The sequence below is a fragment of the Microcoleus sp. genome (genome assembly GCF_049646505.1).
Taxonomy (GTDB): domain Bacteria; phylum Cyanobacteriota; class Cyanobacteriia; order Cyanobacteriales; family Microcoleaceae; genus Microcoleus.
Map to the genome: position 1 here is coordinate 1 of NZ_JBARVX010000486.1, position 11,657 is coordinate 11,657.

General features: G+C 45.8%; 15 protein-coding genes and 1 pseudogene. 10 read left to right on the forward strand and 6 right to left on the reverse strand.

Annotated features, from left to right (window positions below):
• Nucleotides 1-209: 209 nt before the first annotated feature.
• The 9 genes from WBA89_RS23300 to WBA89_RS23340 all read left to right on the forward strand — a co-directional run bounded on the left by WBA89_RS23300 (nt 210) and on the right by WBA89_RS23340 (nt 6,680).
• Nucleotides 210-656, forward strand: a complete 447-nt coding sequence (locus WBA89_RS23300) for a hypothetical protein (protein WP_424409799.1) — start codon at nt 210-212, stop codon at nt 654-656.
• 190 nt (nt 657-846) lie between these two features.
• Nucleotides 847-1,101, forward strand: coding sequence for a hypothetical protein (locus tag WBA89_RS23305; RefSeq protein ID WP_373534092.1), 255 nt, complete (start codon nt 847-849; stop codon nt 1,099-1,101).
• A 7-nt stretch (nt 1,102-1,108) separates the two neighbouring features.
• Nucleotides 1,109-1,552 (forward strand): HNH endonuclease, encoded by a 444-nt coding sequence (locus WBA89_RS23310; protein WP_424409801.1) that lies wholly within the window; start codon nt 1,109-1,111, stop codon nt 1,550-1,552.
• Nucleotides 1,553-1,614: 62 nt separating this feature from the next.
• Nucleotides 1,615-2,358 (forward strand): Uma2 family endonuclease, encoded by a 744-nt coding sequence (locus WBA89_RS23315; RefSeq protein ID WP_424409803.1) that lies wholly within the window; start codon nt 1,615-1,617, stop codon nt 2,356-2,358.
• Between the two features lie 219 nt (nt 2,359-2,577).
• The gene (locus WBA89_RS23320; RefSeq protein WP_106149756.1) at nt 2,578-3,342 is read left to right on the forward strand and encodes an ABC transporter ATP-binding protein; all 765 of its coding nucleotides are present in this window, start codon (nt 2,578-2,580) and stop codon (nt 3,340-3,342) included.
• A 229-nt stretch (nt 3,343-3,571) separates the two neighbouring features.
• Complete coding sequence (locus WBA89_RS23325) at nt 3,572-3,766, forward strand: hypothetical protein (RefSeq protein ID WP_424409805.1); 195 nt, start codon at nt 3,572-3,574, stop codon at nt 3,764-3,766.
• A gap of 142 nt (nt 3,767-3,908) precedes the next feature.
• Complete coding sequence (locus tag WBA89_RS23330; RefSeq protein ID WP_424409807.1) at nt 3,909-4,115, forward strand: hypothetical protein; 207 nt, start codon at nt 3,909-3,911, stop codon at nt 4,113-4,115.
• A 164-nt stretch (nt 4,116-4,279) separates the two neighbouring features.
• Nucleotides 4,280-5,923 (forward strand): trypsin-like peptidase domain-containing protein, encoded by a 1,644-nt coding sequence (locus WBA89_RS23335; protein ID WP_424409808.1) that lies wholly within the window; start codon nt 4,280-4,282, stop codon nt 5,921-5,923.
• 112 nt (nt 5,924-6,035) lie between these two features.
• The gene (locus WBA89_RS23340; protein ID WP_424409810.1) at nt 6,036-6,680 is read left to right on the forward strand and encodes a Uma2 family endonuclease; all 645 of its coding nucleotides are present in this window, start codon (nt 6,036-6,038) and stop codon (nt 6,678-6,680) included.
• A 425-nt stretch (nt 6,681-7,105) separates the two neighbouring features.
• On the opposite strand, the gene WBA89_RS23345 is transcribed toward WBA89_RS23340, so the two are convergent.
• From WBA89_RS23345 to WBA89_RS23360, 4 genes and pseudogenes are all read right to left on the reverse strand, one after another.
• Nucleotides 7,106-7,723: a Uma2 family endonuclease gene (locus tag WBA89_RS23345; RefSeq protein ID WP_424409811.1), complete on the reverse strand. Its 618-nt coding sequence runs from the start codon at nt 7,721-7,723 to the stop codon at nt 7,106-7,108.
• A 64-nt stretch (nt 7,724-7,787) separates the two neighbouring features.
• Complete coding sequence (locus tag WBA89_RS23350) at nt 7,788-8,399, reverse strand: Uma2 family endonuclease (RefSeq protein ID WP_424409813.1); 612 nt, start codon at nt 8,397-8,399, stop codon at nt 7,788-7,790.
• 129 nt (nt 8,400-8,528) lie between these two features.
• A complete protein-coding gene (locus WBA89_RS23355) occupies nt 8,529-8,789 on the reverse strand; it encodes a hypothetical protein (protein ID WP_193975874.1) in 261 nt (86 codons plus the stop codon).
• Nucleotides 8,773-9,024 (reverse strand): annotated as a pseudogene (locus WBA89_RS23360) (BrnT family toxin); the annotation flags it as partial. The pseudogene WBA89_RS23360 and the gene WBA89_RS23355, both read right to left, overlap by 17 nt.
• A gap of 145 nt (nt 9,025-9,169) precedes the next feature.
• Between WBA89_RS23360 and WBA89_RS23365 the strand changes: the two are divergent.
• A complete protein-coding gene (locus WBA89_RS23365; RefSeq protein ID WP_424409814.1) occupies nt 9,170-9,307 on the forward strand; it encodes a hypothetical protein in 138 nt (45 codons plus the stop codon).
• A 131-nt stretch (nt 9,308-9,438) separates the two neighbouring features.
• On the opposite strand, the gene WBA89_RS23370 is transcribed toward WBA89_RS23365, so the two are convergent.
• A complete protein-coding gene (locus tag WBA89_RS23370) occupies nt 9,439-11,403 on the reverse strand; it encodes a ShlB/FhaC/HecB family hemolysin secretion/activation protein (RefSeq protein WP_424409815.1) in 1,965 nt (654 codons plus the stop codon).
• 104 nt (nt 11,404-11,507) lie between these two features.
• Nucleotides 11,508-11,645, reverse strand: coding sequence for a hypothetical protein (locus WBA89_RS23375; RefSeq protein ID WP_424409816.1), 138 nt, complete (start codon nt 11,643-11,645; stop codon nt 11,508-11,510).
• Between the last annotated feature and the right edge of the window lie 12 nt (nt 11,646-11,657).

Sequence of the window (11,657 nt, forward strand, 5' to 3'; positions counted from 1 at the left end):
GTCCCACCCCCTACTCCCCTTTGTAGGGGCGGTGCCCCCGTGCCCGCCCTGGCTGCCTAGGGGGATCTGGCCTAATCGCAGCGACAGAAGACTGATACTATCCTAACCTATCGAGGCAACGACAGAGATTGCCCGTACAGTTTTTTGAGCTTCACAAATCATTGATAATTGCTATATTATAAACATAAATTAATTTTTAGGCTAGCTTTATGATCGAGTGGCTGGTACTTTGGGGAGCAACGGAAGCAGCAGGCATTATCGTCAAACCCATCTTAGAAGAATTAGTTAAAGACGGCGCGAAGGATTTTGCTAAAGATTTTTTTAAAGATTCCCTAAAAAACGTCATATTTGGCGAAAAAGACCTCCGACAAGTCGCTGCGGGTAAAGCGCTGAAAAAGTTTTTGGAGTTAGTGCAACAACAGTTGAAAATCAGCGGACTTTCCCCCGAACAGATTAAGCTGTATATTAAAGATGTTAAAAAGTTTATCGACAACAAGTCAGTTAAGGAAATTTTGGGTAAGGGCTTTGAGAGCGATCGCGAATCCCTCGATGCAGAACTTCTCGAACAAACCTGGACTCAACTAGATTTAGCTGCTTTACCCGCCAGATTTAAGTGGCAAACCATCGCCAACCAGTATCTCGCCGAAGTTCAATAAATTCTCTGACAATCCCAGACAAACAGCACTTGAAATCACGATCCAGCAATACCCCGATCGCCCAAAAACATTAGAAATATTGCGCGATCGATTTGCCAACGATCCAGATGAAAAAGTCCGCCAATTTGCCGAAAAACAATTGGCAAAAGTAGACAAGCTGTGATATAAACAAAAAAAGGAGAAACAAGTTATGACTGTAGCCACTAAAATCCCCCAAGCTTATGCAGAAATAGTTGAGTTTTTTGCTGCTGGCGCTACTCCCGAAAGCATTCTCAACTTTCAACTATCCGAAGAAGCAAAAGAGCATATCGCCGACCTAATTTACGCACACAACAACCAAGATTTGACCACCGATGAAAAAACCGAATTAGACAACTTTCTAGTTGTAGAACATCTGTTGACTCTCATCAAAGCAGTCGCTCACAAACACGTTGTCAAAGAGTAAGTTTTTTATGCCTCGTCCTTACATTAATGCCGAACTTAGGCGTTTAGTTGCTCTCCGCGCCGATCGCATTTGCGAATACTGCCTCATTGCAGAGACAAACAGAGCATCAGGCTGTCAAGTTGACCACATCATCAGCGTCAAACATGGTGGAGAAACAACAGCCGATAACCTCGCCTATGCTTGTATTTTCTGCAACTTACAGAAAGGAACAGATTTAGGCTCAATTGTTTGGCGGACTGGAGAATTGGTGCGTTTTTTCAACCCGCGCAGAGATTTTTGGGGAGAACATTTTCGCTTAGATGAAGCTGCAATTCAACCAATAACAGATATTGGAGAAGTGACAGCAAGAATTCTAGAATTTAATCATAATGAGCGGATTAGAGAGCGACAAATTTTGATACAAGTTGTTGCATATCCGTCACCAGCCGCGCAACAACGGATGACTCAGTAACTCAATAAAGATCACCCAATAATAGTATAATTAAACCTATATAGTTCTCGGAGACAACCACTATGCAAGTCACGAACGAACAAATTATTTATCCATCCAGCGACGGTCAACCAATGGCAGATAGCACAATTCAATACAAATTAATTGTCACAATCAAAGAAGGTTGCGAATCGTTGTTCAAAAATGACCCAAACGTCTTTATAGCAGCCGATTTACTTTGGTATCCAGTTCAAGGTAGACCAGACATTTCTCAAGCACCAGATACGATGGTAATATTTGGTAGATCAAAGGGCGATCGACGTTCCTATATGCAATTTCAAGAAGATAATATTGCTCCCCAAGTCACATTTGAGATTCGCTCTCATAACGACAGACAAGCAAAAATGTACAAAAAACTTGCGTTTTACAATCGCTATGGAGTCGAGGAATATTATCTTTACGATCCGCAAAATAACGATTTGAGCGGTTGGCAAAGAATTGAAGGAAACCTAGAAATAATTGAGCCGATGGAGGGCTGGATCAGTCCTAGATTGGGAGTACGATTTGAGTTGGGCGAAGATGGGTTGGAAATTTATCGACCAGATGGACAAAGGTTTCTTTCTTATGCGGAATTGGAGGAACAGGGTGAATTAAACCGCCAGCGTGCAGAACAGGAATCTCAAAGAGCCGAGCAGGAATCTCAAAGAGCCGAACAAGAATCTCAAAGAGCTGAACAAGCATCTCAAAGAGCCGAACAAGAATCTCAAAGAGCCGAACGTTTGGCGGCAAAACTGCGCGAATTGAACATCGATCCCGATCGCATTTAAGCCACAAATTGTTTAATTTAGGACTTATTCATTAAGACCAAAGAAACCGGATTTTTATCGTTTTTGCGGGCTATAACCAATTATTTTCGTGAAAAAACCCGGTTTCTGGCCCGCCCGCGCGTAAGTCCTATAAGCGTCCAAACATCGCCCTTCCAGCCGCCAAAACCGAGAAGAAGTGTTAACTTAGTAATACGTTGTGTCGATCGCACATAAAAACAAATGCCTGAACTACAAACCCAGACCCACCCAGACCTCCACCTGCAAGACACCTCAAAACCCGTCATCGTCGGCCTGCAAGACGTAACAAAAGTTTACGGTATCGGCGACTTGGAAGTGCGCGCCCTCAACGGTGTCAGCTTGACAGTAACCCAAGGAGAATATTGCTCGATTATGGGCGCATCGGGTTCGGGAAAATCTACAGCCATGAATATTATCGGCTGTCTCGATCGACCTACGAGCGGCAGTTACTACCTAGACGGCGTAGATGTCGCCCAAATGCCCGAAGCAGAATTAGCCGGAATTCGCAATTTAAAACTAGGTTTTGTCTTCCAACAATTTCACCTGCTAGCTCAATTAACAGCCTTAGAAAACGTCATGTTACCGATGGTTTATGCAGGCATTCCCGCAGCCGAAAGACGCGAACGGGGGGTAGACGCTTTAACAAAAGTAGGCTTGCAAAGTCGGCTGCAAAATAGACCGAATCAACTATCAGGAGGACAGCAGCAGCGGGTAGCCATCGCCAGGGCGATTGTCAACCGTCCGGTGTTGCTGCTGGCTGACGAACCTACAGGTGCATTAGATACAAAAACTACTCAAGAAGTAATGGATATTTTTACAGAATTCAATGAAAGCGGCATGACTGTGGTGATGGTAACGCACGAACCCGAAGTAGCGCGCCAAACTCGCCGCGTTGTCTGGTTCCGCGACGGTCAAGTTATTCATAACAATCTCGATCCCGCAGAGCTTTCTCACGCAGTATTTTAGGATCGGAGTCGGCGACAAGAAAAGTCCGCGATTGAAAGAGACTGTTGGCGAATTTAAATAGGGTGAAATCAAACATCCCAGAATCATCAAAAACTATGAGAAGGCAAAGCTAAATAGATTCATCGCAGCAGTCACAATATGTTGCAGACGAGATGTTGCAGGCGAGTTTTGGCACCCGTGTAATATTGTTTCCGGCTGCATCGTCAGGTGATAAATTAGAGGGCAATTCATGAATGATTTTTACAAGTCGCCACCTTGGCGCAATTTTCAGTTGTTCGATTCACAGTCAACAGTCAACAGTCAACAGTCAACAGTCAACAGTCAACAGTTAACAGTCAACAGTCAACAGTTAACAGTTAACAGTCAACAGTCAACAGTCAACAGTCAACAGTCAACAGTCATGTATGAGTGCAACCGGAATTGATCTAACGAGCCCCGCGTCAAGCAAAAACACGAATTCCTTATCATGGGTTACTACTTAGGAAATAAGTAAATAGGAGGAAGAAAGTAACTTTTATTTGTGGTATTTTTGCTAAGTCAAGGCTAAGTGTTCAGGATAAATTTTTATGGAACAAAACCCGATCGCCCGCAAGCATCTTGTTTTGAGCTTGATCACCGGCATAGCAGTAGGCGCGATCGCGGGCGCAGCCCTCGGCTGGATGGCTAATGGGTATTATACCGAGCAGCGTTTGGCTCAAATTTTGATTTGCCGAGAAAAGAATCGAGATAAGCCAGTGGCGATTGTTGAATCTATTTGCGGTTCGAGATTCTAAATTTTTCTGCTAGCCAGAGGGCTGTGTCAAATATTTTTAGGCTGGTGCGAATGTCGAAAGTTCGATCGCGCGCGCAGGCATTTTGGCGCAGTCAACCGTTAATATGCCACAAACCGGAAAAGTTATCCGTCAGTTGAAATGTGGGTATGTTAAATTGACACAATATGAATTACAGCAGAACTATTCCGGCTATTTTGAGTGCTGCGATCGCCCTGAGTTCGATCGCCCTCATCCCACTGATATCACCTCAAGTCGCCCTAGCATTAACCGCCGACAAAGTTAAAACCGTTGCCAAAGAAATTACCGTCCGCATCCAGGGGCCAAAAGGCGGTTCTGGAGTAATTTTAGAGAAACAAGGCAGCACCTATTATATCCTGACAAACTGGCACGTAGTTGATAAAGCAGGCGATTACGAGGTCGTAACTCCCGACGGCAAAGCTCACTCTGTATACTACAGCCTCGTGCGGCGAGTGCCGGGGATAGATTTAGCCGTCGTACCCTTCAGCAGCACTCAAAGCTACCCCCTGGCTCAACTAGCCAATTCCTCAGCAACCAAGGGAAACAAGGCTTATGTAGCCGGCTGGCCGACATCCGGCGGTTCCCTGAGACAGCCGATTTTCATCGCCACCGAAGGTCAACTGACCGGCCGCCAGACTCCCTGGAACGGTTATACTTTGGTATACGATAACTTAGTGAGAGCGGGTATGAGCGGCGGGCCGGTGCTCGACTCTGCGGGGCGAGTTGTGGCAATTAACGGCATTGTCAGGTTAGAGGACAATTCGGATAAAATTGTGGCGGCGGGGATAGAAATCAATACTTTCATGAAATGGCGATCGACTGTTTCGCTCCCAGCAGTTCCCCAATCTCCTAATGCCGGAAACCCGAAAACTCCTGTTAACAATTCGCCCCGAAAGCCTGCAACTGCGAGCTCCTTTACCGCCACAAATACCCTCAAAGGAAATTCAGAAGTTATCAGTTCCCTTGCTCTAACTTCAGCTTATTTTGCCACAGGAAATAGCGACGGCACGATCTCTGTTTGGAATTTCCCCAGCAGAGAATTAAAAACCACTTTGCAAGGACACGCGGAAGCCGTAAATGCAGTAGCAATCAGCGCTGACGGAAAAGTGTTAGCTAGCGGCAGTGACGACAAAACAGTCAAAATTTGGAATTTAGAAACTGGCGCGGTTCTACGCACTTTCAGCGGGCATTCCGGTGCTGTTTCGAGCGTTGCCTTCAGTCCAGACGGCTTGTTTGTAGCCAGCGGCAGTTGGGACAAAACAATTAAGATTTGGAACGCGAAAACAGGAGAATTGCTGCGGACTTTGACCGGGCATTCTGCGTTGGTGAATGCTGTTGCGATCGGCCCCGATAGCAAAACCTTAGCTAGCGGCAGCAAAGACGGTTCAATTAGGTTTTGGAATTTAGCAACAGGTCAAGCAATTCGCACGATTAACGGCAAAAACTTGTCTGTTTTGTCCCTAGCTTTTACTCCCGACGGCAAGAGTTTAGCTGCGGGAAATAGCAACGGTACAATCGGTTTGTGGAATGCCGGAAACGGGCAGTTAATTCGGCGTTTGAGCGGGCATACCGACGGAGTTTGGTCTGTAGCAATCAGTCGGGATGGGAGTATGCTGGTTAGCGGGAGTTGGGATAAGAGCGTCAGACTTTGGGATGTGCGATCGGGCGATTTGAGAGGTAGTTTGAGCGGGCATTCTGGCTATGTTAGTGCTGTGGCAATTAGCGGGGATGGCAAGACTATTGTGAGTGCTGGTTGGTTGGGGGAAATTAAGATTTGGAAAAGGAGTTGAGATTTTTTTATTTAACCGCAGAGGGCGCAGAGGGCGCAGAGGAAGAGTAGAGAGAACAGGGTTTGCATTTGATTGAGTGGTGTTATACGATCGAGATATTTGGGATAAAACAATGAGTGGACTAAAGACTAAATTGCCAACTGATATCTGGGTAGCAGCAACATGGGAAGAGTTCATCGCGATGGCGGATGACCCAGCTTACAATAAAGCCAAATGCTACTACCGCAACGGACAAATGAGGATTGAAACTATGTCAGTAGGGCCAGATCATTCACGGGATAATGCGATCGCACTCTTCGCAATTAACCTATTTTGCACTATCAAAGGTATTTCTATTAACGGATTGGATAACTGTAGCTACAGGAAAACAGGAGTGCGAGAGTGTCAACCGGATGTATCATACTATATTGGAGAAAGAGCGCAATTAGCACCGAGTGGAACTTCGATCGCAAGTCTTGACGTTACTCCACCGCCAGATTTGGTCATAGAAGTTGCTGACTCAACTTTGGCTGATGATATTGGTGAAAAACGGTTGCTTTACGAAGAGTTGAAAGTCGCTGAATATTGGGTAGTAGACGTGCAGAAATCCGAAATTATTGCCTTTGCGATTATTTCGGATAATGGCAGTCGGCGGATTGTTAAATCTGAAGTTTTACCTGGATTAACTATTGCTTTGTTGCAAGAGGCTTTGCGGCGGAGTCGCACTCAAGATCAAGCGCAGGTAGGTGCTTGGTTGTTGGCTCAATTTCAGCAGTAATTGATATAAATAAGCTCACTTTAAAAAACAGAATACTCAGGAGATACCGGGTCTTCCGTACTTACTGTGCCAAAATATGAGTTTAAGTAGTGAGAAAGTAAATGATAGTTGAACTGGCTATAAAAAAGGCTGTTTCTGACGTTCGCAATCACCCAGAAGCCTTGCAAAAAAAAGGGTTGCAAGCGCGTTTTGGTAACAAATGAGCAGCGGCAAGTACGGTAGACCTTAAAAATCCTAAACTAACAGAAGATGTGGTTGGGTCTAAATTGGCATTTTCCTGATAATTTAGCACAGTAAATAGGGAACAACCAATTATTTCTATATTACTAGCCGATCGCCCGAAATTTTCTGATTCGGTCTTGCTAGCTGCCTAAGTTAAATTATCAATACTACTCGCAATTTTCTATAGTCCGATCGCACTTTCATTAAAAAGCAAGTTTTTGAAATAACTCCGCAATCGCCAGAGTAAAGCCGGGGACGATTTCTCCGCCATCTAGGGAGTCCGTAGACTTGAGCAGGCGATCGGGTTCCTCGGCCGATCGATACACCAACACATACTTTTCTTTAGGGTGAATCACCCAAACTAAACGCGATCCATTTGCAAAATATTCTACCAGTTTATTGTGAATTTCTTCCACTGTATTGCTAGGAGAAAGGATTTCTACTGCAAGATCCGGCGCACCTTCTAGGAAGCCGTCGGGAAGCTCTTCTAGCCCTTGCAGGCGTTCTTTTGCCATGAAGGAAATATCGGGCGATCGCTTGTTTCCCGATTTCATCTTAAAAGCAGTGCTGGAATCAAAAATTGCGCCTAATTTTCGCGTTGATACGCAGTTAAACAAGGCTGCACTCAAAATAACGGCAACATAACCGTGTTTTGCACTCCTGTTTCCCATATCAATTAGTTCTCCATTTACAATTTCGTAGCGGTGTCCATCTCGATTGAGTGCCATAAATTCGGCATCAGTCCAGACTTTTTTCTCCACTGGGGATTCTGCTTGATTTTCTGTCAAGTTTTCCGTTGGGTGTTGAATTAGAGTAGCCATAGCTTTCTCCTAAAATTATATTTCTAGTTAAACACAATCCATTTCAAACTTGGAAAAATCGCCCTTAAAAATTAATCCGGCGGTAGACTTCAGACATCGGAAGTTCTATATTTAAGCTGTGCAGGACGATCGCCCGATCGATCCCATCGTACACTTGCCATTGCCAGCGATCGCTACTTTGGCGATCGAGGTTGTGATATTGTTCAATATATGGTTCAGCTTGACTGACCAGCAAATATTCACAAAAACTAGAAAGAGAGCGATATTTTCTGAACTTTTCACCTCGATCGTAAGCTTCCGTAGAGGGCGAAAGAACTTCGACAATCAGTAAAGGATTGAGAATTTCATCCGTGCGATCGGCATTAAATTCTGGTTCGCCATTGACTACCATCAAATCAGTGTAAGTTCCGCACCGATGTTCGGGAATCCAAACCCGCAAATCGCTGTTATACAAGCGAAAATCGGTGTCTCTGAGCAAAAATCCCAAATAAATTAACAAGTTACAGGCGATCGCGCTGTGGACTTCTGAACCTCCTGGCATAGCAATAATCTCTCCGTTACAGTATTCGTGACGTTCTTCCGCTGTTTCCTCGGTCGCCCGATATTCATCTAGAGTGAAGCGAGTCTTTGTCGCATCTGAAGCAAGGTTTGGCGAATTGGTTGAAGCAATGACCACGATCGCACCTCCTAAATAATTAGACCTTAAATAATTATGACCTACAGCTAGATAGTTGTTTCAACCAAAAGGCGATCGCTTTCTGGAGAAATAATATCGGCGATCGCACAATCTCCTGACATCGCGCTATCAAAGTTGAGATTGTTCGCGGCTTTCCTGAACCGCAGTATTTGACTGCTGGCGCTGTGCAATTTTGATTAACATCCTCAATGCGTCATTGACTGCTGCATCATTAGGAAAAGCTCTGGCAATATCGGGGTCTAAAAGCACCAAGTTTGTCCCTGCACGATATCGCTCAACATACTTGCCTCTAACACCTCCTTCCATCCGAGCAAAGTCATACTCAGCAAGTAATTCGTCTTCCATTTCCTTCTCAATATCCTTCTTCATAAAACCTCTGCTCCTGCCGGGTAGCTTTTCTGGCGCTGATGATTCGTACTTTTTCTCCTCGATCGGTGTGTGCAACAATTAAAAGTTGCCCATACCTAGATATACCTATGATAACGTAGCGGCTTTCTCCGATGGAATGCTGGCGATCGGGAAAAGTTACAGATAGCGGGTCATTAAATACGGTTGCGGCTTCGGGAAAGGAAACACCATGCTTCTCACTGTTTAGTGTCGCTTTGTCTGGATTCCATTCAAATTCCCTAAAAAACTCTCCATGCCTTTGTTTGAGTTTTTTTCACAACCGCTAAATTCTAGCTTTTCTTTTACTTTTAACACTCAACTGCTTGGTAATTGATGTATAATAATGCAAAGCAAAAAGCAGATTGATCGCAAAAAAAATCAAAGTTAAAACAAAAGTCAAAAAAGAAGTAAACGACAGCCCGGAAATCATGGTAAACATCGCCAAAACGATCGAGCAAAACCCAAAACCCGAAGCAAAAGAACTTAAAAGCAGCAACTGAACCTTAGACATAGTTTAATTTAAAAATTATCAGTACAATGCACTCTTGGCAGCCATCGATAAGTGCCAAATGATACTTATTACTATATAGCGGAATTGCTCAGTTCCGCCAAGGGCAGAACGGCTACTTTCTTAAAAAGGTTTGAATTCTACTGAAAAATACAGCCCGCGCTCTTGCCAACTCCTGTTGCGCGACTTAATATCGATCGAAGGAAAGCCCCAGCCCAAGCGAGCATTCCACCTCTGGCCGTACTGCCACCGCAGGCCCAATCCCGCCGACAGCAAAGTATTTGTTTCGAGATCCGCCATTTCCCCGCGATTCCAAACATTGCCAACATCCACAAACGGCGTTACCTGCAAAACTCCTTGGTTGTCGCCAATCCGCAAAATCGGATAGCGCAACTCGGCAGAAGCAAAAATCCCGCTATCGGCAAGCAAAGCATCCTGACGGTAGCCCCGCACTGTGTCCGGGCCGCCCAAACCAAATTGTTCGATCGGCAACAACTCGCCTCCAGCCAACTGCACGTCCGATCGCACAACCAGCAGCGTCTCGTCCGCCAACAACCGCACGTACTGCAATTGACCCCGCCACGTCAAAAATTGACCGTCAGGCTCGCTGCTGTTCACCGTAGCGCCAAATGCTGCAACTCCCAGACTGAACTGCGATCGCGCCGCCAAGATATCCCTTTCTCCCCTCTGAGTAAACTCCTGAAACAGCCTCAGCGCCGAAACCCGAGTTCTCCCGCGACTATCAGCCCCTGGCGACAGCGGAAAATCTTCTCCCAGCAAAGAGGTATCGCTTTCTCGCTTCCCCGCAGCGATGCCCAGCGCAATTTCTGTTCTCGCAGTTTGCACGATCGGCTGGCGGTAAGTCAACTCGTAACTGCGGCTCGATGCCTCAATATCCAGCGCCTCAAAAGGTGGCTCAACAATATTGCTTCGGCTCCTGCTGGCTTGAAAACCTACCGTACCGTTGCGCGCATTCACCGGCAGCGCGTAACTAAAATCTACAGCGTTGCTGCCCTCAGTATTTGTAAAAATCAAACTCGCACTATCTCCCAAACCCGACAAATTAGCCTCGCGGATTTCGGTCCCGCGCCGCCAACTCCCCACACTCGGAGAGCGAGAATTGTCAGTAAATATCCCAGCTTGGAAAGTTTTTGCCTCTTTGACTCGGACTAACAGCACATTAAAACCCGGACGAGAACCCGCTTGCAATTCTGCTGAAATATTTTGGACTTGGCCGCTTAGTTGCAGCAGTTGCAGAGCTTCTAGCAAGCGCTGTTGGTTCAGCGGGCCTCGCGTTGCCAGTGCCAAGCGGCTTCTGATGTAGTTAGAATTCAGCCGTCTATTCCCGACTACATTGATATTTTCTAGCCTGCCTTCTAGCACTAATATTTTCACAACTCCACCCGCGAGCGTTTGCGGCTCGATCAGCGCTCCCGAAGTGATATAACCTTTGCTCAGGTACAGTTCGTTGATGGCAGAACGAGCTTGCAGCAGTTCGGCGAAAGTCAGCCGGCGGTTTACAAAGTTTTTGAGTGCAGCGTCTAATTCTTGCTTGCTAAAGACGGTGCTGCCGACTACTTCAAATCGATCGACCTTTATCGTACCCGGAATTTCGGGCAATTCTGGTGGCTGCGCGGGCGCGGGGACTCGTGGCAAAAGCTGTTCTACCGGAGGCAGGGGTGCTGGGGGCGCGGGTTCTGGCAGAGGAGATGGAGTTGGCCCGAGCCGATTGGGAACGGGAAATTCTTGTCTGTTGTCTCCTCGGTTCGGCAATTGAGCGAGAGTTTTTCGGGCTTGACTTTGGGCTTGTGCAGCAAATTCCGGGATGTTGTTTTCTGGCTCTTTAGTGTCTCTATCTAATTCTGAACTTGAGTATAAATCATGAAACCGATCGCGATCGTCTGCGGTTTCTGGATTAAGTTTTAATTGTGACTGTAAATTATTATTAACAATTGGCGATCTGTCCAATGACTCGCCAACTTTTTGAGCTGTTAGCGGTGCGGGGCAAATAGCTGCGATCGAACAACTAACTGCTAATGCCCTGAAAAACTTGATTTTACCAAACCCTCTGGAATATGGCAGAGGCATCACAGTTTATACCTTTTTATATTTTATGTTATGGGAATGGGGAATGGGGAATTGGTAATTGGTAATTGGGAAAAAGGTGATGGTAATGGGTAAGTAGTAATGCCCTATTCCCGATGGTTGCCAGAATACATCTTGATGTTACCGGGCGCGAAATTACGCAGTAATGCCCATTCCCCATTCCCCATTCCCCATTCCCCATTCCCCATTCCCCATTCCCCATTCCCAATGCAGCTTAATGACATCTCATGTTACTG